Here is a 20,727-nt window from a genome sequence, read left to right on the forward strand (position 1 = left end):
CAAGCACCAGCAGGCCGCCCACGATCTGTTCCAGACTTAATGACTCCCCCAGCAGGGGAATGGCCAGCAGAGCGGTCAGGACCGGCTGGGCCAGCAGGCTGACCGAAACGAGGGAGGCCCGGAGATGTCCCAATGCCTCATTGATCGCCAGCCATCCGCCGGCCTGGGCGATCAGACCCAGTCCCAGCAGGGCCAGCCACGCGCGCTTCGAATAGCATGTCAACGGAACACCCATGGCCCGGCAAAGCCCATACAAGAAGATCGATCCGACGACCATGGAGAGGGCCATCAGGGTGAATACATCCGTCCGCTCCCGGATTCGCTGCGTGGACAGCAGGTAAGCGGCATAAAACAGGCTGGCCAGCACGGCCAGCAGATCCCCCGCTCCCAAATGGAGGTGACGTCCGAGATCTCCCCCGAATACCACGCCGATGCCCAGAAAGGCCAGTCCCATTCCCAACCAGAACCCACCCCCCCATCGCTCCCGGAAGAACAGCCACGCGCCCAGGCCCACCCATAGCGGCGCTGCGTTCGCCAACAACGTGGCGCTGGCGGCCGAGGTCTTCAGCAATGCTGTATTCCATAGCGCCAGATCCAGCGCAAAGAACAGGCCGGCCATCAGGATCCATCTCAGATCTCCCGTGCTCACCTTCGCCGGCCGGCGTGCCAGCCATGCCGGGAGCATCACGATCCCGGCGAAGAGGAGCCGATAGAAGGCCGACGCGGGGCCGGGCACAGCGGCCCATTTGACGAAGATGGCAGAGGACGAGATGCACAGGATCCCGAGGGCCAGAGCCAAATAGGCCCGGCCGGATGGGTAAGCGTGGGGGAATGCGCGGCTGGCCACGGTTCATCCTCGCGTTAGAAAGATGAGGCCATAAGCAACTTGCTGAGGCGAATTCAATCCGAGCCGGCGGGATCTCTCTAAAGCTCCTGAATGAGTTTAACATGGGGCAAAACTGAAGAGAACGAAGGAGAGACGGGATCGATGATGAGCTGGGGCAAGCCCGAGGGGCCGCCAGAGGCGGACCGTGCGATCGCTCCCGAGCTCCCAGGCGCGGCGCTCGGCCTGCGGATCGGCCTCTCGCTGCTTCTGGGCCTCGCGGTCCTGGCCGCCCTGCTGGTCTTTGGGGACGTCCAGGCGATGGCTCACCATCTTCGAGGGTTTCCCTGGAGATGGCTTCCCGTGATCCTGGGCCTCACCTTACTGAATTACGGCCTGCGGTTCCTGAAATGGCATCTCTATCTGCGTTGGGTCGGGGCCCCGCTGCCATGGCCTGCCAGCGCGGCGATCTTCACCGCCGGTCTGGCCATGGTCCTCACGCCGGGCAAGCTGGGGGAGACGGTGAAAAGCCTCCTGGTCTGGCGATGGCGGGGGACGCCGATCTCCATTACCCTGCCGGTGGTCTTTGCCGAGCGGTTGACAGACGGTCTGGCGATGGTGCTGCTGGCCGGCCTGGGGATCAGCGCCTATCCCGCCGGGCTCCCGGTGCTGGGCGCTATCCTCTTCGGGCTGAGCGTCCTGGTGTTGGCGGCCTGGATCTGGCCCCAGGCGGAATCCTCTCTTTACCGGCTGGCGGGATGGCCGATTCTTTCCCGGATTCTTCCCGGCCTGCTGCGTTTCTATGAAAGCGCGCATCGCCTGGTTCAGCCCCCCAACCTGCTCTTCGCCGTCGGCCTGGGCTTGATCTCGTGGGGCGCCGAAGGCCTGGCCTTTGCCCTCATTCTCCACGGCCTAGGGATCCCGCTGGATCTCTCGCTGGCGCGGCGGGCCATCTTCACCCTGGCGTTCGCCACGCTGGCGGGGGCGGTCTCGTTTCTCCCCGGCGGGCTGGTGGCGGCGGAGGCAAGCCTGGCGGGACTGTTGCTTGTGCAGGGCCTGCCGCGGGAGATCGCTGCCACCGCGACCGTGCTCATCCGGCTCGCCACCCTGTGGTTCGGCGTGGCCCTGGGCGCCCTGGCATGGGCCTGGTTGGTGCCTGGCCTGTGGCGAACCGCTAACATCCGCGCTCGACCAGCCGATCGGAGCCTTCCCACTCAAAACGCTGAGAAGGGGCAGTGAGACGGTCGATAGAAGAGGATCCTTGAACCGGAGGCTAAGGTGATGATCCGCCCTTCGGCTCGACGTTTCCGTCGTGGGCTGGCAGGGTTTGCCATCGCGCTGATCTCCCTTGGGCTGATCGGGGGGATGGCCTTCGCGGGATGGCGGATGGGCTGGGAACATGGAGCCACTGAGCGGGAGCGGCGGGTGCAGGCTACGGTGGACGCCGCGATCCGCCAGGCGATGGCCATGCTGGAAGCGGGCCAGGACGAGCGGGCGTTGTCCTTCCTGGAGGGAGCACGCCGTCTCCGGCCAGCCGATCCCACGGTGGAGGCGGCCCTCGCGGAGGCTCGCCGGCGTATTGCCGCCCGCCCGACGCCCACGCCGATCCCATCCTCCGTGCTGTTGGAGGAAGCCTTTCGGGCGGCCCGGGAAGCTTACGCCCGGGAAGATCTCCCCCGCGCCGTCGAACTACTCCTTCAGATCCGGAACCGGGATCCCGCGTTTCGGGCCCGCGAGGTGGCCTCGATGTTGCGGGATGCGGCCCTTCGCCATGGGATGCGCTTGCTGGCGGGCGAGGAAGAAAAACTGGCGGAAGGGATTTTCTATCTGGATCAGGCCGCGCGCCTGGGGCCATTGCCGTCGGAAGCGTTGGCGGCCTATCGGCTGGCCGCACTTTATCTGGCCGCCCGGGATTACTGGGGGGTGAACTGGCCCGAGGCGATCCGCCGTCTTCAGGAAGTCTACGCTCTGAATCCGGGATATCGGGACACCGCGCGTCGCCTCTTCCAGGCCCATACGGCCTACGGAGACCTCTTGGCGGCGCAGGGGGAAAGCTGTCCGGCGGAAATCCAGTATCATGCGGCCCTCCGCCTCTTCCCGGATCCTGAGGTTCAGGCGAAGGCCCAGCAGGCAGGGGCGGTTTGTCTTCAAGCCACGCCCACCCCAATCCCGGGTGGCCTTCCGGCAGAGGGCACGCCGCTCCCACCACCGATCCCGGTCGGGCGGCTGGCCTACGCCATGTATGACGCGACGGCAGGCGCTTATGTCCTTTACGTCGTGGATGCGGGCGGCCGGGGGATGCGGATCGCTGTTGGAGCCGATCAGCCCGCCTGGCAACCGGGTGGACGATGGCTGGCTTACCGGATCGCCGGGGTGGGGATTTTCGTGAAGGATGTGGAGAGTGGCGAAACCACGCAGGCGGCGGGGCCCGGCGCCGCCTGGCCCACATGGTCACCCGATGGGCGGCGGCTGGCCTTTATGGACGGCACCGGGGGAATCCGGGTGCTCGACCTTCAGGAGCCTCCGGCCCTCCAGCGTGTGGCCACCGGGCGGTTCCCGGCCTGGGGACCCCACGGAACGCTGGCGTGGACCGGCTGTGCGGGAGGCGGGTGCGGGTTGCTCTTGCGGCCCCCGGATGCCCCCGCTCCGATCCGTCTGAGCCAGCATCCCAATGATCTCCAGGCTGCCTGGGCGCCCGACGGATCCGCTCTAGTTTACACCACGGACATCCAGGGGAGCTGGGATCTCGTTGTCGCCACCACTGGCGGATTCTTCCGGGCCCTCACCGCCGGCGAGGGATGGGAGATCGGGCCCGCGTGGTCTCCGGATGGCGCGTGGATCGCGTATCTCTCGAACGCCGATGGGCGCTGGGGGGTGTATCTGATCCCCGCTGCCGGGGGAACACCGCGGAAGATCCTGGATCTAGGCGGACAGCTCCCGGATCCCCTGAGCCAACGGGTTGCCTGGGGGCCTTGATGCCCGGTCGGGCGGGCGGCGACGCCGCCCGCCCGATCCTCCACGCTTCACGGCGAACGCTCCCTCACCCGGTCCGGCCAGGGCCCGTTCGGGGCCAGTTCCTGATACCGTCGATAGAAGCGGCGCGCCTCCTCCGACTTCCCCTGATTCCAGAGGGCATCCCCCAGATAGAGATACACCGGGGCGTGGTCCGGGGCGAGGACGGTCAGGCCTCGCAGGATCGGTTCGGCCTCCTGCGGAAGACGGTCCTGGATGAGCAGGGCGGCGTATTCCGTCAGGGCGTCTCGATAGACCTGAGGATCCGCGCCGTAGGCTTCCCGGGCCCAATCCTGCAGCGAACGAGGGCGTTGTTCCCATCCCTCGGGCAGGAATGTTCCCCAATCCAGACGGTAGGGGACGTTTGCAATGGAGAGGGCCGCGCGCAACGCCCGCCGCGCACCGGCGATGTCCCCCGCTTCCGCCCGCTGGCGGGCCACCGTAAGCCCCTGGCGGAGGGCCAGGGTGGCCAGCTCCGGATCCTCATCCACCTGATGGGTGAACCCCTTGTCGTAGGCTTCGAGTGCCTTCTCCAGCTCCCCTGCCTCCACATGTTTGCGCACCTCGATATGTGTCTGGGCCGCCAGATCGATGCGGCTCAAGTCCGCCAGGCGGAATCCCTGACCATCCCACTCCGCTTCCAGGGAAACTCCCCGTCCGCCCCCGCTCACGTTGACCCACTGGATCTTCCGCCCATCGCAGAAGACATCATAGATCCGGGGGATCCGCTCTCCCTCTCTCAACTGATCCAGGCCCGGGGCGTTTCCCCGAAAGGATCCCTGGAGGTCGAAGATGTGGAAACCCACAATCAGGAACATACGATCCGCCATCGGGCACACCGCGACGGGAGACCCTACGATATCCTCCCGGGCGAGATGATCGCGCCGGGCCATCCGCTCGACCACCTCATCGGCTATAGGGTCCCCGGCGATCGCCTTTTCCCTTTCCCCCCATGAATCGATCGCATCCGAATCCGCCAGGACCAGATAAAAATAGAACTCTTCCTGAAAGCCATCGGGGATCCGTTGGGGGCTCACCGCGTTGCGGACCAGATTCCGCACCCCTTCGATCTGTTGATCCGCTTCCCGATGATTCCCGGCCTCCCGGGCGTTCCACGCCAGGTAGATCCCCTGAGCCATGGCCCAGTTCAGCAGATCCGCCGATAGGGGCGGCCGGCCCGCGGTTTCATAAACCGCCTGGGCCTTTTTCCAATCGCCGCGCTGGATCGCCTCTTCCAGCTCTCGGATCCGCTCACTGGCTGGTGTGGCTCCGGCCACGGGTTCAACGGGGCGGATCGCTTCGGCCGTCGCCGTAGGCGGAGAAGGCGGATGGGCTTCCTGTCCGGGGGAAGCGCCGGCGCAGCCCGCGCCGAAGACCACCAGCCACAGGATCCACCATCGGAGGAATGGAAACCGTTTCATGGCTTTACCTCCCTTCTGGGCTCTCCCAACCCCAATGGCGACGGACATAGGTCAGGTGCTCAGCGAAAGCCGGATCGCTTTCCAGGCGGGTGACCACCTGTCGCTCGAAGGCCCGCTGGAACTCCGGGCTTCCGGTCGCGGTGCCAGCGAGATCCCGAAGACGATTGAGCCAGCCGTTGAGGAACTTGCGCTGGGAGGGATCCCGGGCCAGCTCCAGATAGCGGTTCAGTCTCAAATCCAGGTAGGTTTCGATCGCTGCTTGGGGGTTCTCCGGATGGCGCTTCAGCGTCTCTTCTAAAAATCCCTTCGCGCGTCCCACCCCCATGTTGACTGCCGTGTCCATGTGCACCATCCCGAGGGGCCGCGGAAGCGTTGCGGCCCCAGAGGCCTCCCAGTAATACTGGCGGTAGATCGCCTCGACCTCCTCCCGCGTGATCTGGCGGACATCCTGCAGAGGGAGCCCGTGGTCCTGACGATAACGGTCGTAGGCGGCCTGGGTGATGCCCATATTCGTCGGGCCGCCTCGATCATCCGGGTCGTCTACGTATCCTCCTTCCCACTTGCGGATGAAGGCATAGGCCTCCTCGAAGGAGGCCGCCACCGCTGTGGTGGCGATGCCCGGAGCGGTGGACATCAGCGGCTCCCGGAGGAGCTGAGCAGCCTCCTGGAAAGCGCTCTCCAGACGTTCCAGAGCCTGTTCCAGCGTCCGCGCCAGGAGCTCTACCCGCTCCTCAATCTGCCCGAGGCCCCTTCGCTGAGCGGTCGTCTCCATCTGAAATCCCCGCCCCGGCGCCGCGCGGACTGTTTCGACCAGGGCGATGCCCACCCGCTGAGCGGCCCTCATCCGCTCCGACCACTCCGCCCGCCACGTCCGCAAGCGCTGGATCTGTTCACGGATCTCTCCTGGATGCACGCGCAGAATAAAGCTCATCGCTTGCCTCCTGTCTGGGATAGAGGTCACACCGTTGATCCCCATTTCGATCGGATGAGGGGTTACGCTGTTCGCTTTCCTAAAGAATGATAGCCATCACCCGCTCCCTGCCCACGGGAACTCGATCGCGGAGCTCGTGAACTTACGCCATGTCCGACTTCCAGGCTCTCCCGCGGGTTTTGGGGGGAGGGGCACGGCCTGTTTCTTTCCCGAAGGTGATTGGATCGGACTCGCCACCTGAAGTTGCCCATGGCGCAACTTGGCGGCATGGCCTCTGAATGGCATACTTTGGGGTTAGAAGAGGGGGGCTATGCGCTGTCCCAGGGAGATCTGAGCGGGGAGGTCCTGTGATGCCAATGCCGATCGATGAGCAGGTGGCTCTCCTGATGCAGGGCACTGAATACGGCGACGAGACCCTGCGCCGAACGATGGAGGCGGAGCTGCGGGAGCGGTTACAGGAGGGACGCCCGTTGCGGGTCTATCTGGGGGTGGATCCGAGGACCAGCGATCTGCACCTGGGGCATACGGTGCCTCTGCGGAAGCTGCGGCAATTCCAGGATCTGGGGCATGAGACGATCCTGTTGATCGGCACGTTCACGGCGCTGGTCGGGGATCCCTCGGATCAATTGCGGGGGCGCGCCCTGATGTCTCCGGAAGAGGTGGAGGCCAACGCCCGCACCTACGCGGAGCAGGCCTTCCGGGTGCTGGATCCGCAGAAGACCATCATCCGTTACAACGCTGAATGGCTTTCCAAACTCGCCTTCGCTGACCTCATCCATTTGGCTTCGCATTTCACGGTGCAGCAGTTCCTGGCCCGGGAGTCCTTCGCCGAACGCCTGAAGAGCGGCGATCCGATTTTCCTGCACGAGACGTTTTACCCGCTGATGCAGGGTTACGACGCAGTGGCCCTTCAGGCGGATGTGCAGATCGGTGGGACCGATCAGCTGTTCAACATCGTGGTGGCCGGGCGGAAGCTACAGGAAGCCTTCGGCCAGCGGCCCCAGGTCGCGATCCTGCTCCCCCTGCTGCCGGGCACCGACGGCGTCCGAAAGATGTCCAAGTCCCTGGGCAACCACATCCCCCTGAACACGACGCCGGAGGACATGTTCGGGAAGGTCATGAGCATCCCCGACGAGGCGATGTCGATTTACTTTAAACTGGTCACCCGCTACCCGCCGCCACGGATCGCGGCCATCGAGGAGGGATTGCGGTCCGGGAGCCTTCATCCGCGGGATGTGAAGATGGAGCTGGCCCGCGAGATCGTTTCGATCTTCTTTGGGGAAGAAGCGGCGGAGCGGGCGGAGGTCCACTTCCGCACCGTGTTCCAGGAACGGGCCTTTCCGGAGGAAATGCCCACGTTCCCCCTGGCCGGTCCACAGCCGCTGGTGGATCTGATGGTGGCCGCCGGGCTGGCGCCCAGCCGGAGCGAGGCCCGCCGCCTGATCCGCCAGGGCGGGGTCCGGCTGGATGGGGAGACGGTTTCGGATGTGGAGGCTGTGGTGACGATCGACCGGCCGAAGGTGCTTCAGGTCGGCCGCCGGCGGTTCGTCCGTCTGTTGCCAAAGGGTGATTAACGTCTTTCGGATGGGCTCCCCATCCGGCGCGCGATCCGTCACCAGTAAGCGCTGCCGAACCGTGCACCCCCGGATTCTGCCTCTTCTCGTGTCGTGAAGCAGCGGGAGGAGAGGGCTTAGGCTCCGCTCAGGCCTGCTGAGATCGCAACCGGTCAACCGATGTGGATTTCCACCTTTTCCGGAGAGACCTTGCGCGATGGAAGGGAAGCGGGTTCAGGACAGCGAGGCGGTGCTGACGCAGATGATGCAACCGGAGCATGCCAACATCCTGGGCAACATCCACGGCGGGTGGATTATGAAGCTCATGGATGAAGCAGGAGGTATTGTATCCTCCCGCCACGCCCGTCGGCCTACGGTAACCGTGGTGGTGGATTCCATTCAGTTTTGCGCCCCGGTCCACGTGGGGGACCTCGTGCATGTGCGGGCGCGCATGACGCGAGCATGGCGGACCTCCATGGAGGTGGAGATCCAGGTCGAGGCGGAGGATCTGCTGACCGGGGAGCGCCGGGTGACGGCGACGGCTTATTTCGTTTATGTGGCGCTGGACCGGGATGGCCGGCCAGCGCCGGTACCCCCGCTGATCCTGGAGACGGATGAAGAGCGCCGTAAAGCCGAGGAGGCCGATCGGCGTCGGGCGGAGCGCCTGGCCCGCCGGGAGATCGTGGCGACCCGCCCTCCACCATAAACCCGCCTCATTATTTAACGGAACGTAGCCAGAGCAACAACAGAAGCGCCTCCAGGCCGATGGCCAGGCTGTTGGCGAGGGCCGGACCCGAAGCCCCAAAGGTGTGAACCAGCGCGGGGGCCATCGCCAGATACGCGGCGACGCCCGCAGCGGCCGCCGCCAGCGGCCGGAGGAAATCATGACGCGCATAGAACGCGCGGGCGGCGAGCTCGGCCATGGTGTAGCTCAGCAACCCGGGCGCGAACATCCGGAGGGCCGCTCCCACCGCCTCCACCGATGCCTCTCCGAAGGCCCCCCGAGCCAGCAGCCATCGCACCAGCGTCTCCCCTCCGAACCCCAACACCCCACCGGCCAGCGCGGAGAGCGCCCCGGCGATCCCCAGCGCCCAGCCCAGATCCCGCCGCAGGGCCTCCCAATCCCCTCGGGCGACATGGGCCGAGAGGGTAGGGAGGAGCACGATCGCCAGGCTGGTGCTGATCAACGTCTGGGGAACCTGCATCAGGCGCCAGCCGTAGGCCAGGGCGGCCACCGCACCGGGCTCCAGGCCGCCGATCAGGCGATAGCCCCAGGCGATCTGGAAATACGCCAGCGATACAATCAGGGCCCGCGGGATCAGCAACGCGCCCACTGTTCGCAATCCGGGATGCCGGGGATCCACCGCCCAGGTCCACGACCAGCCCCGGAGTCCGGGGAGCAGGATCAGCGTGTGGAAAAGGGCCCCCAGGATCACACCCCACGCCAGCCCCAGAATGCCCAGGGGATGGGCGAGCAGAAGCGACCCGAGAATAGGGCCCGCGTCGGCCAGCACCGAGCCCATGGCCGGCCATACGAACCGCCGGGCCGTGTGCAGCACCGCCGTCAGCGCCCCGCTGAGCCCGAACAGCACCGCGACCAGCCAGAGCACTTGGAGCAGGCGGATCGCCTGCTCCTGCGCCGGCGGAGGCAACCCGGGCCCGAAGACCTGGCGCACCCAGAAAGGCGCGCTCCAGGCGATCAGCAGGCCGGCGGCGGTCAGCATGCCGGCGGTCAGGACCACCACGGTGGTGGCCAAACGGGCGGCCTCATGGGGATCGCGCACGGACCATGCGGTCAGCACCGGCACCAGGACCACCGCCAGGGTTCCGCCGGTGAACAAAAACAGGAAATCCGGCATCACCATCGCCACATCGAAGGCGCTTTTATCCGGCCCGGTGCCGAAGCGGGCGGCGACCACGACCTGGGCCAGAAAGCCGGTGAGCTTCCCCAGCAGGCCCAAGCCCGCCACCATCGCCGCCGGTCGCACGATCCGACGGAAGAATTCCCGGAGCTCCTCAGACAATAGGGAAAACTCCTGATACCCTGTTCGGTTATCAACTGGAGATTTAAGGGACCGAAGCCAATCTGGCAAGCCATAGCCTCCTCCCTATGGCCCTCCGGGCCATACGGAGGGAGGAAAAGAAAGCCCCTGAGGAAGCGAACGGCGTAACCCCAATGCCGGTGTGGAGGGACGGGCGAGGCCGCCCACGAAAGCCATCGGTCCTCTCTTCCTCAGTGCCCAAAGAGCCTCGGGGAGAGAGACGAGGGCAGGCACGAGGATCTGCCCTCATGAAGGGATTATCGTCCCAACAGTCGCCAGGGCTCCGTATAAAAATCCAGATACGCTTCCAGAGCGCGGGCCCACAGCGCATCCTCATGCCCTCCGGGATGAACTTCCAGGCGCGCCGGGATCCCCCGGGCTTCTAAAATCGTCGCCAGCCGTTGGGTTCCCTCCAGCGCCCAATCTGCATCCCCAGCGTCCAGATAGATCCGCAGCCCTCGAAGATCCGCTTCCTGAGCCAGCAGGAAGGGATCATAAATCGGCGGAGCTCGATTCACGCTCAGCGCCGGGCTGTGCCCGCCCATGCTGGCGAAAACTTCCGGATGGCGCAGGGCGATCTCCAGCGCCCACACGCCGCCGCGGGAGATCCCGCCGATCGCCCGGGCCCAGCGGGCTGGCTCGACGGGGTAGTGGGCCTCGATGTGTGGAATTAGGAACTCCATCATCACGGCCTCCACCGATCCCGGCCCGCCGCTGGTGCCCACATACAGGTCATCCGGGAATCCGGGCAGCACGACCAAGAAGGGTGGCCAGCGCCCGGCGCGGATCCCAGCTTCCAGCGCCTCATCGATTCCTAATTGATCCCAGTGAGTCTGATCATAAGGATAGCCATGAAGCAGATAAAGCGCTGCATAGCGCCGTGCCGAACTCCGACAGGGAGGAAGATAAACCTGATAAGGGATCTCCACGCCCATCATGGGGATCGACAGCGAACCCGTCTCCCAGCGCCCTGGCTCGCACGTTGGAGTGGGCGACGGCGCTGGCGTGGCCGTCGGCGTCGGAGTCCGGGTGGGCGTCGGCGGGATCGAAGTTGCGGTCAGCGTGGGAGTGGGGGACGGAGAGGGATCCACCACGGCTTGCGGTGCCAGGAGCAAAGCCAGGTTCAACGTGAGCAATAACCCGATGAGGACAAGCCAGTTTGGCCTCCGCATCGCAGCGGGCATCCTGGTCCAGGATCACAACCAACGAAGGGAAAGCACCTCTCCTCGCAGCTCAAAGGGCCAGGTGGGAGCCTTCCTCCGACCGGAAGGTATACACTACATCACAACCGCATACGGATAGCGGGCCACGGCATCCTCGATTCGAACCCGCCAGCGAACATCCAGAAGTTCATCCAGCCGATCCCGTGGGAAGAACCCGACCTCCAGGGATTCGATCCCATCGGCCTGCAGGCGGCCGCCGGTGATGCGGGCCTCGAAGCAGGCCACCACCGGCTGGGATCGATCCCCGTTCGGATATGTGACGGTCCATGCCGGATGGGTATACAGGCCCACCAGGCGAAGGGGCTCCACCTGAAGACCGGTTTCCTCAGCGACCTCCCGCACGAGGGTCTGGTCGATCCGCTCTCCGATCTCCATGATCCCCCCGGGCAATCCCCACCTCCCGTTGTCGCTCCGGCGATGGAGGAGGATCTCCCCCCGCTCGTTGAAGATCACCGCGCTGGCCGCGGGGACGACCAAGGTGGCGGGGCCGACGCGTTCCCTCAGACGCCAGATGGTTTCCCCGGGGCTTCGCAAGGGCCGTCCGGGCGCGCCGCTCCGGAAGGCCGCCGCGAGATCACCCCGCTGGTAATCCGCGATCATCGCGGCATACCACCGCGGCAGAGGCGGGAGCTCTTGTTGGGGGAACCACTGCAACGCCAGTGATTCCCGACCGTCGGGCCGCAAAGCGCCTCCGACCGGGCGCGCCAGGAAACACGCGGTCACCGGGTGGACGGTGTCACCATTGGGGTAATGGACCATAAAATCCGGAGAAGTATACAGGCCGATCAGCCGCTCGACCTGGACGGTCAAGCCGGTTTCCTCTTCCACCTCACGGTGGAGAGCCTGAAGCAGGGATTCGCCCGGCTCCATCACCCCGCCGGGCAGGCCCCAGGCCTCAAAATCCGCGCGCCGCTGCAGGAGGACATGTCCGGCCTCGTTCACGATCAAAGCGGTGGCGTAGACCAGCCAGATCGGTTCTGGCCCGATGCGCGCGCGTAACCAGCGCACGTAATCCATGGAAGCCATGCCATCTCGAGCCTAGGGGTGGAGGGGTCGCTAAGAAACAAATTGGGCGCGGCGGAGGGCCGCGCCCAGATCTGGTGGCCCCGGCGGGATTTGAACCCGCGATCTCTGCCTTGAGAGGGCAGCGTCCTGGACCAGGCTAGACGACGGGGCCGCGGTCTTTCCTAAGTAATCTTATCGTGAGCGTCCTCCTTCGTCAAGGCAGGGCGTCGCTGCTGCGCCGTTCAACGCGACCGTCCCAGAGGCCGCGATTCGCATGCTGGATCCGCGCGAACGACCCGATCGATCCGACGGCCATTCACAGCGATGAATTCAAACGTGATGCGACAGGGATCCGCCTCCACCCGCATCGCGCCATGGCGCTCCCGGTAGCGAACCTGGCTCCCAGAGATCGGCGCCCGGAACGGATAGCGGGCGGGATGCCCGCCCAGTCCGTTGACGAAATAGAGGATGCCATCCCGTTCGATGCGCTCATACACGTGGTCGTGGCCGGCGAGGACGGCCGTCGCGCCCCATTCCGCGAACGGCCATTGCAGGGTCGGGTTAGAGCCGTGAAGGCCGGAGGAATACGGTGGGTGATGCATCACGACAAGACGCCAGGGGGCATCGGTCGCCCGCAGCCGATCCCGCAGCCAGCGGGCCTGGCGCGAATCCGCTGTGATCCCATCGGGTTCCCCCGGGTTGCTGTTCAGGAAGAATAGGTGCACAGGACCCCAGCGCACCTCATAATAGCGCTCGTTGCCGGGCAGGGTGAAATAGTCCAGGTAGGGACGGGCTTGGTCGGCGATCCAGTCGTGGTTGCCCAGGACGGGAAAGAATCGATGGCGGTCGGCGCCGGGCCCATAGCGTCCCCGATAGGGCGCGATGAACATATGATAATAGCGGCCGATGTTCTCATCGATGGTCCGGGCTTCTCCCCGCGGGTAGTTGTTGTCGCCTGTGGTGACGATGAAATCGGGCCCCCAGCTCCGAACCAACTGGGCGACGGCCTCGGCCGCCGGGCCCGCCTGGCCGTAGTCGCCGATCACGGCAAAGCGCACGATCGCCAGTTGGGGAACGGGCCTGCCCTCTGGAGGCCTTTCGATCCCTTCGGGAGTCATCTGAGGAGACAGGACGGAAGGCCCACGGCGTTTCGGGGGGATAGACGGAGCGGCTAAAGGCGAAGGGGTCGAGGTTGCGAGGATCGGAGGGGAAGCCGCAGGGCACAACCACCCCCCTTCCCCCGGGGATCCGGAGCTCCACAACAGCAGCCCGAACGCAAGGATCAGGACCCTCCCGATCGCCCTGGCTTGTAACATCCGACCTGCCCTCATCTCATGACAATTCTGTCTTCACCTTTGCCCTGTCCCCCTTCTCACGAGGAGAAAAACGCCAGGGGCAGCTTCTGAGCTCTCCCGTGGGTTCATGGACCAGGGCGCCGCCGCCAGCTCCAAGAGTAAAACTTCCCGAGGAAGCGAAGGGCGGGACGCCTGAAGGGAAAGCTTGGCGGAGCCTGGCCTTCCTAACGGGAACGCCCTCAGCGCGCTGGCCCTGCGGGCCAAGCGGCCCGCTTTCCAAACTGGATGTCGGATTACGGGCCCTCAATCAGCACCCGATGGGGGTCGACCCGATTGTTCAGCGGAGCGATCTCCACGTCCTCGTGGATGAGGCCGGCCCAGAAATAGAGCGGGTTGCGCGGCGGCGTGTAGGTGATCCGGATGCATCCGGTCACGATCGCGGTCCGCCCGGCCGGCAGATAGTAGTAGGGACGGCCGTCGATGACCCGGGTCTCCAGATCCTCCGGCCGGCCCACCGCCCAGCGGAAGGGGTAATTCCGGAGCGAGGTGTCGAAATCGATGCCGGCCCGCCAGGCGCCCGATTCCTCCGCCCAGCCCTCCGGGCGCCCCAGTTGCGGCGCGTTGAAATTCTGATCCAGATCGTAACAGGTCCCCGGCGGCGGCCCGCTGGTCCGGATGGGAACCGAACCGTAGTTGTGCACGGTCAAGGTAAAATAGAGGAAGCCGCCCAGCGAGACCGGGATATAGTCCCCGGTTCCGGAGGAGATGTCGGAACGGAACTCCACCTGGCCGTTGAGGATCTCCGCTCGGGGCACTCCGCCCTCGCGGATCGTCAGGGTCCCCGTGGCTACATCGCGCAATCCCAGCGCGTCCTCGGCGATCGCGTAAACCGTGTAGGTTCCATCGGGCGGGGGCTCCTGGCCCCGATCCACACCTGCGTCGTAGTCGAACACGTGACAGCCCGCCTCGCCCGGCTTGCGCAATTGCACCTCCTTGCGGGGCACCGGATACCGGACGCCATCTCCTCCCTCCAGGTAGACCGACAGCTGCGCCGGCCGGTTCACGCAAACATTGATGGTGGCCCGGTCGCTCAGACCGTCGCGGTTCGGTGTGATCTCCGGCGGCGAGACGCTGAACCCGGCGATCTGGAGGGGCTGGGGATTCGACCCGCTGACGGTGAGGGCGCCGGTGATCCGGGCGGTTTCCCGATCATCCCGGGCTTCCACCACCCAGGTGTAGTGGCCGTCGGGCAGCAGCCGGTTCTCCACCACCCCGTTGAACAGGACCTCGTATTCCCCCTGGGGCCGGGGCTGCTCCCGCCGGAAATAATGGGGCGTGCCATCGGATCCGACGAAATAGATGGAAACGATCGCGTTGCGGCCCAGGTGGTAACGGATCGCGACGACGTCGTTGTGGCCGTCGGCATTCGGCGTCAGGAGATCCGGCGTCACCGACGCCGCGCTCAGCAACGGCGCCGGCTGGCAGGCGATCAGGATCACCAGGCTCCATCCAACACCGATCCAGAAACGAAAGCCGGAAGAAAGGGATCGGATCATCAGGAACGAACCTCTTCCCCTTAGGATTCTCGCTCATGGCCCCGGAAAACCAGGCGAAGCGGGGTTCCGGTAAAGGGATACCGGGCGCGGATGCGGTTCTCCAGATAGCGCTCATAGGAGAAGTGAACCAGGTCCGCGTCGTTGACAAAGAACACGATCGTGGGCGGATCCGTGCGGATCTGGGTGACATAATAGATTTTCAAGGGCCGACCCTTCCGGGAGGGCGGGGGCTGCTCGGCCATCGCCTCGCGGACGAGCCGGTTCAGTTCGGAGGTGCTCAGACGCGCATGACGCTCCTGATACACCTGGAGGGCCAGCGGGAGCAATCCCGGAACGCCATAGCCGGTCTTCGCGGATACAAAACGGACAGGCGCATAGTCCAGGAACTTCATCGTTTGGCGGATATGCTGGATGTATTCCTCCGGTTTCACCCGGGGTCGCCCCCGTTCGTCCAGCATGAGGTCCCACTTGTTGACCACCAGGATCACGCTTCGAGCCTCATCCACCACCATCCCGCCGATCACGGCATCCTGGTGGGTGAGGCCCTCCACCGCATCCAGCACCAGGAAAACCACATCGCTGCGCTGGATCGCCCGCAGCGCTCGCAGGACGCTATATCGTTCGATCCCGGGCTGGATCTGCCCTCGACGCCGGATCCCGGCGGTGTCGATGAGGATGATCTTCTTTCCCTCCCATTCGATCGGCGTGTCGATGGCGTCCCGGGTGGTCCCCGGAATCGGGCTGACGATCACCCGCTCCTCGCCCAGGATGGCGTTCAGCAGCGAGGACTTCCCGACATTCGGACGGCCGACGATGGCGAAGCGGATCCCTTCTTCCTCCTCCGCTTCGGCCAGGCCCGGGAGGGCGGCCACCATGGCGTCCAGCAGCTCGCCGATGCCGAGGCCATGGAGCGCGGAGATGGGGTAAACCTCGCCCAACCCCAGCCGGTAGAACTCGACGGCGGCCTCGCGAAGCGCCTCGTTATCGGCCTTGTTCGCCGCCACCAGGACGGGCTTCCGGGTTCGCCGGAGGACCTCGGCCACGGCCTCATCCGCGGCGGTAAGGCCCGCTTGGACATCGACCACCATGACCAGGACATCGGCCTCGGCGATGGCGATCTCCGCCTGGGCCCGGATCTGGGGGATGAAGGCGGCGGAATCCTCGGCCAGCGGTGGCGTCGGGCGGAGGCCGGCCTCCGCCTTCGGAGGCAACACCTCCAGCCCCCCAGTGTCCACCACGGTGAACGCGAAGCCGTTCCAGATCACCTCCCCATGGAGGCGATCCCGGGTCGTCCCCGGCCGTTCGTCCACCAGGGCCAGCCGCTGGCCGATCAATCGATTGAAGAGAGAGGACTTGCCTACATTGGGTCGCCCGACCAGAGCGACCATCGGTTTACGGGTCGCCATGATTGAATCAGTTTTCCTTACTTTACTTTATGCTTTAAGCTATGTGCGACTTCCGGCATTGATTCCAATCCAGGCGCCTTTGGGAGGGAAGCAGGCCAGGCCCCCCTTTCTCTCCTCTCCCCAGGGGCCCCGGGGAGGGGAGAAAAATCTTTTCGGGGCTTGAAGCTCACGGATCCCCATCACCCCAGAGGAACGCGAGGGATATTCCGGAAACCCATGGCCTCAGTATAATAGCAGGAGATCCGGGAGGGCTAAAAGATCCTAATCCATGCCCGATCCTCCGGATCGGGCTTCCCATCGCACGGAGGCTTTCAATGCGCGAGATCACCGTCGCCGCAGTCCAAATGGATGTTCAGCTCAATGCTGTCGAGGACAATGTGGCCCGGATGGCGGAATGGATCGCGCGGGTCGCCAGTGAGCAGCGGGTCGATCTGATCGTCTTCCCCGAGCTGATCACCACCGGCTATGAGTGTGGAGCGCGCTTCACGGAATGGGCCCAGCGGATCCCAGGGCCTTCCACCCATCGCATCGCCCAGCGGGCCAGAGAGTTCGGGGTCCACGTGGTGTTCGGGATGGCGGTGCGGGAACGGGTGGAGACCATCCTGTATGACTCCGCGGTGGTGATCGGTCCGGACGGGGAGACCCTGGGCGCCTACCATAAAGTTCACCTGAAAGGAGAGGAACGGTTGCTGTTCCGGGGCGGCTACCGGTTCCCGGTCTTCGAAACCGGGTTCGGGATGCTGGGGGTGCTGTTGGGATGGGATTTGCTCTTCCCCGAGGCCGCGCGGGTGCTGGCGCTGAGCGGCGCGGAGTTGCTGGCGGTCCCCGCCGCCTGGGAACAGCCGTTGCGGGAGGAGTGGCGGATCCTGGCCCGCGCGCGGGCGCTGGAGAACACCTTCTTCCTGGTGGGTGCGAACCGCGTCGGCAAGGAGGTGACCTACGAGTTCGTCGGCGATTCGATGATCATTGGGCCCCGGGGCCAGGTCTTCGCCTCGCTGGACGAGCCAACCGAAGGCTACGTGGTGGCCCGCATTGATCTGGAAGAGGTGCGACGCCAGCGGGAGGAACTGCAGGTCCTCCAGGCCCGCCAGCCCAACAGCTACCGCCTGCTGGCGCGGCCGTATTAGGGGGAGCCGCCAACGCGGCTGGGAACCCTGCGAGACGACGCGGGAAGCGCATCAGCCCCTCTTATCCTCCTTTCCCCCTTCTCTCCTCTTTGTGGGGGAGAAGGAGGAAGAGGAAGAGGAAAGAGAAGGGGTGAGGGGATCTTCCACCCCATGGCCTTTGCCTTTGCCGGGACACAGGAGGACTGGATGAACGCGGAGCGATGGCGGGAATCGGCTGGGCCCTGGCTGGGCAGGCTGGCGCGTTATCTGGATCGATGGGGAATTCATCCGAACGTCATTACGGTTTTGGGGTTTCTGCTGAGCCTGGGGGCCGGGGGGCTGGCCGGGCTGGATCTTCGCTGGGGGGCGGCGTTGCTCTGGATGTTCGGGGGATTGTGTGATGCCCTGGACGGCGCGCTGGCCCGCGTTTCGGGGAAGGCCTCGCCGGCGGGGGCGTTTCTGGATTCCACCTTGGACCGTTACAGCGATGCAGCCGTCCTGCTCGGCATGGGAGCCGCGTGGCAGCGCGCCGGCACGGCCTGGGGCGGATGGATCGCCGGCATTGCGCTGCTTGGGGCTCTGATGGTCAGTTACACCCGGGCCCGAGGCGAGGGGCTGGGGATCTCCCTCCGCGAAGGCCTCTTCACCCGGCTGGAACGCTTCCTCCTCGTCCTGATCGCGCTGCTCACGGGATGGTATGGGCCGCTGCTGATCCTGTTCGCCATCCTCGCTCACCTCACCGTACTACAACGGGCCTGGCAGGCGATGCGGATGCTGAGCTCGCCGGAGCGTCACCCGCTATGATCCGGGCGGAAGGGCTCCGCAAGGTCTTCGAAACGGTCGTCGCGGTCGAGGAGGTCAACCTGGAAGTCCGGCCGGGCGAGATCGTGGCCCTGCTGGGTCCCAACGGGGCCGGGAAGACCACGACCCTCCGGATGCTGGCTGCCCTCCTGCGGCCGACGGCCGGTCGGGCCATCGTCGCCGGCTATGACACCGTTCGCGAGCCTCAGGAGGTCCGCCGCCGGGTCGGGCTGCTGGCCGAGCTCCCGGGCCTTTACCTGCGGATGACCGGCGAGGAATATCTGGCCTTCTTTGCGGACATCTATGAGATTCCTCGTCCGCTCTTCTGGAAGCGGACAGAGGAATGGCTGGATCGCCTGGACCTGCGGGCGGCGCTGCCTCAGCGCATCGCGGCTTATTCCAAGGGGATGCGACAGAAGCTGGCCCTCCTGCGCGCGTTCCTCCATCGGCCTCCGGTGCTTTTGCTGGACGAGCCCACCTCGGCGATGGACCCGGAGAGCGCGCAGGTGGCCCGGGAGATGATCCGCTCCTTCGCGGAGAACGGCCACGCGGTTCTGCTCTGCACTCATAACCTCTACGAAGCCGAAGCCCTGGCCGATCGGATCGCCGTTCTTCATCGAGGCCGGATCCGGGTGGAGGGAAGCCCTCAGGCCCTGCGGGAACGCTTTATGGGGCCGCCGCTGTATGAACTCCGCCTGGCGGTGCCCGTGGAGGAGGCATGGGGAGCGCTTCCTCAGGGCTTGCCGATTGTCGCCCACGGGCCGAACTGGATTCGCTATCGAGCTCAGGATCCGGAGCGGGAGAACCCCCAGATCCTCGCTGCCGTGATCACCCAGGGGATCCCGGTGGTCTCCCTCACGGAAGTCCCCCGCCCGCTCGAGACCGTTTACCTGCAGATCCTGAGCGGAGGGTTCCTCAGGGATACAGAGGGGATGCCGGTGGAAAGGGAAGACCATTCCGCCGGGGCGGGCGTTCGGATTCCGCCGGGCTCCTCCTCGAACCCTTCGCTTCCGGAAGCAAACCGCCGCTGCACAACGAATACCAGGCGGATCCAGCGTGCGCCAGCTGGGTTGCGGGATTTTCAACGATGGATCCGGGGGACATGGGGGGTTTTCCGCCGGGATATTGTGGACATCCTTCGGGATTGGCGGCTGATCACCCCGCTGGCGTTGTTGCTGCTGGTTTTCCCTGTGCTCTCCATGCTCTCCGCTGAAGCGGCGACCCGCTATGTGGCTCAGTTCGGCGCCCAGCTCATCAGCGAACGGCTGTTGCCCTTCCTGGCCCTGGCGACCGGGTTCCTTCCCCTGACGGTTTGTCTGATCATCCCCTTAGAGACCTTCGTAGGAGAAAAAGAGCGGCGGACCATGGAGCCGCTGCTGGCTGCTCCGCTGAGCGATCTGCAGCTCTATATGGGGAAAGGGCTGGCCGCCCTGTTGATCCCCACCCTCATCTCGCTCCTGGGGGTGACGGTTTATTTCGTCATCCTGATCCTGCGAGGGGCCTGGATCTTCGACCTCGCCACGGTGCTTTCCATGTATAGCATCCTGATCATGCACGCTGTAGTGATGGTCGCGGGCGCTATCGTGATCTCCACCCAATCCACCAGCGTCCGTGGCGCCAACCTGCTGGCCAGCTTCATTATCCTTCCCGTCTCGGTGCTGTTGATCTTTGAATCCTCTCTTCTCTTCTGGGGCAGTTATCGAACGCTGGCGATCGTCCTGTGCATCCTGCTGGTCTATGCGATTCTGCTGGTTCGAATGGGGATCGCGCTGTTCAACCGGGAGCAGCTGCTCAGCGCCGAGTTCGATACACTGGATCTGCGGGGGATCCTGAGGGGTTTCTGGCGGGCGCTTCGACATGGAGATCCGGTTCAGCCGATCTCCAGCCGCTGGGATCACCTCCGGCAGCCGATCCAGCGCTCCATCGGGGCGCTGGGGACCCTGGCGGCGCTGGGGTTGATGGGGCTGGGGATCGCCTGGCTATGGCTTCCCCCCATCGTCCTCTCACCCGATGCTATCTTCCATCATCTTTCGGCATCCGGTTTACCCTCCTTGCGGGCCCTTGAGGGGACGGACTGGCTTCCGTTCACGCCTTGGGGGATCTTCTTCCACAACCTGCGCGCCCTGGTCATCAACACCCTGATTGGGGTGATCACCCTGGGGCTGTGGACGGCCCTGTATCCAGTGGGGTTAATGGGATTGATCGGGCTGCTCCTGCGAACGCTCTTCACCAGCGACCTGCGGCTGGGGATCGCGGGCCTGCTGGCGATCCTGCCTCACGGGATCCTCGAGCTGCCCGCGGCCGGTCTGGTGCTGGCCGGGGCTTTGCGGCTGGGGCTCACGCTGTTGACGCCTCCCGGCCCGCGGAGCCTGCGGGATCGCCTAGTGCTGGCCTGGGCGGACTGGTTGAAATTGCTGCTGATCGCAACGCCGCTGCTCCTCCTTGCGGCCTGGATCGAAGTGCACGTGACCCCTCACCTGGTCCTCTGGTGGCTGGCCGGCATCTCCCGTTGAGCGGGAAGGGGGCCGTCCACGAATGGGGGGCACGAATACA

16 protein-coding genes and 1 tRNA gene are annotated in these 20,727 nt (G+C 65.3%); 7 read left to right on the top strand and 10 right to left on the bottom strand.

Annotated elements, in window-relative coordinates; all coding sequences use genetic code 11:
* The coding region (locus tag NZM16_RS12365; protein ID WP_295480648.1) for a DMT family transporter at positions 1–847 on the bottom strand (847 nt) is incomplete at its 3' end.
* A gap of 141 nt (positions 848–988) precedes the next feature.
* Here NZM16_RS12365 and NZM16_RS12370 point away from each other — a divergent pair.
* Together NZM16_RS12370 and NZM16_RS12375 are read left to right on the top strand one after the other, a co-directional pair.
* Complete coding sequence (locus NZM16_RS12370; protein ID WP_295480650.1) at positions 989–2,062, top strand: lysylphosphatidylglycerol synthase transmembrane domain-containing protein; 1,074 nt, start codon at positions 989–991, stop codon at positions 2,060–2,062.
* Positions 2,063–2,104: 42 nt separating this feature from the next.
* Positions 2,105–3,799 carry a hypothetical protein gene (locus NZM16_RS12375; protein WP_295450803.1) on the top strand — a complete coding sequence of 565 codons (1,695 nt, stop codon included), beginning with the start codon at positions 2,105–2,107 and terminating at the stop codon, positions 3,797–3,799.
* A gap of 47 nt (positions 3,800–3,846) precedes the next feature.
* Here NZM16_RS12375 and NZM16_RS12380 read toward each other — a convergent pair whose 3' ends face one another.
* Positions 3,847–5,256, bottom strand: coding sequence for a tetratricopeptide repeat protein (locus NZM16_RS12380; protein WP_295450806.1), 1,410 nt, complete (start codon positions 5,254–5,256; stop codon positions 3,847–3,849).
* Positions 5,257–5,260: 4 nt separating this feature from the next.
* Positions 5,261–6,187 carry a glycosyl hydrolase 108 family protein gene (locus tag NZM16_RS12385; RefSeq protein ID WP_295450809.1) on the bottom strand — a complete coding sequence of 309 codons (927 nt, stop codon included), beginning with the start codon at positions 6,185–6,187 and terminating at the stop codon, positions 5,261–5,263.
* Between the two features lie 356 nt (positions 6,188–6,543).
* On the opposite strand from NZM16_RS12385, the gene tyrS reads away from it, so the two are divergent.
* On the top strand, positions 6,544–7,761 hold the full coding sequence (gene tyrS / locus NZM16_RS12390) for a tyrosine--tRNA ligase (protein ID WP_367281033.1): 1,218 nt from the start codon (positions 6,544–6,546) through the stop codon (positions 7,759–7,761).
* 196 nt (positions 7,762–7,957) lie between these two features.
* Complete coding sequence (locus NZM16_RS12395; RefSeq protein WP_295480653.1) at positions 7,958–8,446, top strand: acyl-CoA thioesterase; 489 nt, start codon at positions 7,958–7,960, stop codon at positions 8,444–8,446.
* Positions 8,447–8,456: 10 nt separating this feature from the next.
* Here the strand turns inward: NZM16_RS12395 and NZM16_RS12400 are convergent, their stop codons facing one another.
* The 7 genes from NZM16_RS12400 to der form a co-directional block, all read right to left on the bottom strand.
* Positions 8,457–9,764, bottom strand: a complete 1,308-nt coding sequence (locus tag NZM16_RS12400) for a lipid II flippase MurJ (protein WP_295480655.1) — start codon at positions 9,762–9,764, stop codon at positions 8,457–8,459.
* 275 nt (positions 9,765–10,039) lie between these two features.
* Entirely contained in the window at positions 10,040–10,954 is a 915-nt protein-coding gene (locus tag NZM16_RS12405) for an alpha/beta hydrolase-fold protein (RefSeq protein ID WP_295450815.1), read from the bottom strand.
* Positions 10,955–11,059: 105 nt separating this feature from the next.
* Positions 11,060–12,031, bottom strand: a complete 972-nt coding sequence (locus NZM16_RS12410) for an NUDIX domain-containing protein (RefSeq protein WP_295450818.1) — start codon at positions 12,029–12,031, stop codon at positions 11,060–11,062.
* 72 nt (positions 12,032–12,103) lie between these two features.
* Positions 12,104–12,182, bottom strand: a tRNA-Glu gene (locus NZM16_RS12415).
* A gap of 70 nt (positions 12,183–12,252) precedes the next feature.
* Positions 12,253–13,068 carry a metallophosphoesterase gene (locus tag NZM16_RS12420; RefSeq protein WP_295480657.1) on the bottom strand — a complete coding sequence of 272 codons (816 nt, stop codon included), beginning with the start codon at positions 13,066–13,068 and terminating at the stop codon, positions 12,253–12,255.
* A 530-nt stretch (positions 13,069–13,598) separates the two neighbouring features.
* Positions 13,599–14,861, bottom strand: a complete 1,263-nt coding sequence (locus tag NZM16_RS12425; RefSeq protein WP_295480659.1) for a hypothetical protein — start codon at positions 14,859–14,861, stop codon at positions 13,599–13,601.
* Positions 14,862–14,881: 20 nt separating this feature from the next.
* Positions 14,882–16,267, bottom strand: a complete 1,386-nt coding sequence (gene der, locus NZM16_RS12430; protein WP_295450824.1) for a ribosome biogenesis GTPase Der — start codon at positions 16,265–16,267, stop codon at positions 14,882–14,884.
* A 314-nt stretch (positions 16,268–16,581) separates the two neighbouring features.
* On the opposite strand from der, the gene NZM16_RS12435 reads away from it, so the two are divergent.
* The 3 genes from NZM16_RS12435 (at position 16,582) to NZM16_RS12445 (ending at position 20,687) form a co-directional block, all read left to right on the top strand.
* Complete coding sequence (locus NZM16_RS12435) at positions 16,582–17,394, top strand: carbon-nitrogen hydrolase family protein (RefSeq protein ID WP_295450826.1); 813 nt, start codon at positions 16,582–16,584, stop codon at positions 17,392–17,394.
* Between the two features lie 186 nt (positions 17,395–17,580).
* Entirely contained in the window at positions 17,581–18,177 is a 597-nt protein-coding gene (locus NZM16_RS12440; RefSeq protein ID WP_295450827.1) for a CDP-alcohol phosphatidyltransferase family protein, read from the top strand.
* On the top strand, positions 18,174–20,687 hold the full coding sequence (locus tag NZM16_RS12445; RefSeq protein WP_295450829.1) for an ATP-binding cassette domain-containing protein: 2,514 nt from the start codon (positions 18,174–18,176) through the stop codon (positions 20,685–20,687). The genes NZM16_RS12440 and NZM16_RS12445 overlap by 4 nt, the downstream gene beginning before the upstream one ends.
* Positions 20,688–20,727 lie beyond the last annotated feature (40 nt).

The organism is Thermoflexus sp., assembly GCF_025055495.1.
GTDB lineage: Bacteria > Chloroflexota > Anaerolineae > Thermoflexales > Thermoflexaceae > Thermoflexus.

What these genes read in the sequence shown, in the direction of transcription:
- NZM16_RS12370 (WP_295480650.1), top strand. Translation starts at nt 989, where the DNA reads ATGATGAGCTGGGGCAAGCCCGAGGGGCCGCCAGAGGCGGACCGTGCG.
- NZM16_RS12375 (WP_295450803.1), top strand. Translation starts at nt 2,105, where the DNA reads ATGATCCGCCCTTCGGCTCGACGTTTCCGTCGTGGGCTGGCAGGGTTT.
- NZM16_RS12380 (WP_295450806.1), bottom strand. Translation starts at nt 5,256, where the DNA reads ATGAAACGGTTTCCATTCCTCCGATGGTGGATCCTGTGGCTGGTGGTC.
- NZM16_RS12385 (WP_295450809.1), bottom strand. Translation starts at nt 6,187, where the DNA reads ATGAGCTTTATTCTGCGCGTGCATCCAGGAGAGATCCGTGAACAGATC.
- tyrS (WP_367281033.1), top strand. Translation starts at nt 6,544, where the DNA reads ATGCCGATCGATGAGCAGGTGGCTCTCCTGATGCAGGGCACTGAATAC.
- NZM16_RS12395 (WP_295480653.1), top strand. Translation starts at nt 7,958, where the DNA reads ATGGAAGGGAAGCGGGTTCAGGACAGCGAGGCGGTGCTGACGCAGATG.
- NZM16_RS12405 (WP_295450815.1), bottom strand. Translation starts at nt 10,954, where the DNA reads ATGCGGAGGCCAAACTGGCTTGTCCTCATCGGGTTATTGCTCACGTTG.
- NZM16_RS12410 (WP_295450818.1), bottom strand. Translation starts at nt 12,031, where the DNA reads ATGGCTTCCATGGATTACGTGCGCTGGTTACGCGCGCGCATCGGGCCA.
- NZM16_RS12425 (WP_295480659.1), bottom strand. Translation starts at nt 14,861, where the DNA reads ATGATCCGATCCCTTTCTTCCGGCTTTCGTTTCTGGATCGGTGTTGGA.
- der (WP_295450824.1), bottom strand. Translation starts at nt 16,267, where the DNA reads ATGGCGACCCGTAAACCGATGGTCGCTCTGGTCGGGCGACCCAATGTA.
- NZM16_RS12435 (WP_295450826.1), top strand. Translation starts at nt 16,582, where the DNA reads ATGCGCGAGATCACCGTCGCCGCAGTCCAAATGGATGTTCAGCTCAAT.
- NZM16_RS12440 (WP_295450827.1), top strand. Translation starts at nt 17,581, where the DNA reads ATGAACGCGGAGCGATGGCGGGAATCGGCTGGGCCCTGGCTGGGCAGG.
- NZM16_RS12445 (WP_295450829.1), top strand. Translation starts at nt 18,174, where the DNA reads ATGATCCGGGCGGAAGGGCTCCGCAAGGTCTTCGAAACGGTCGTCGCG.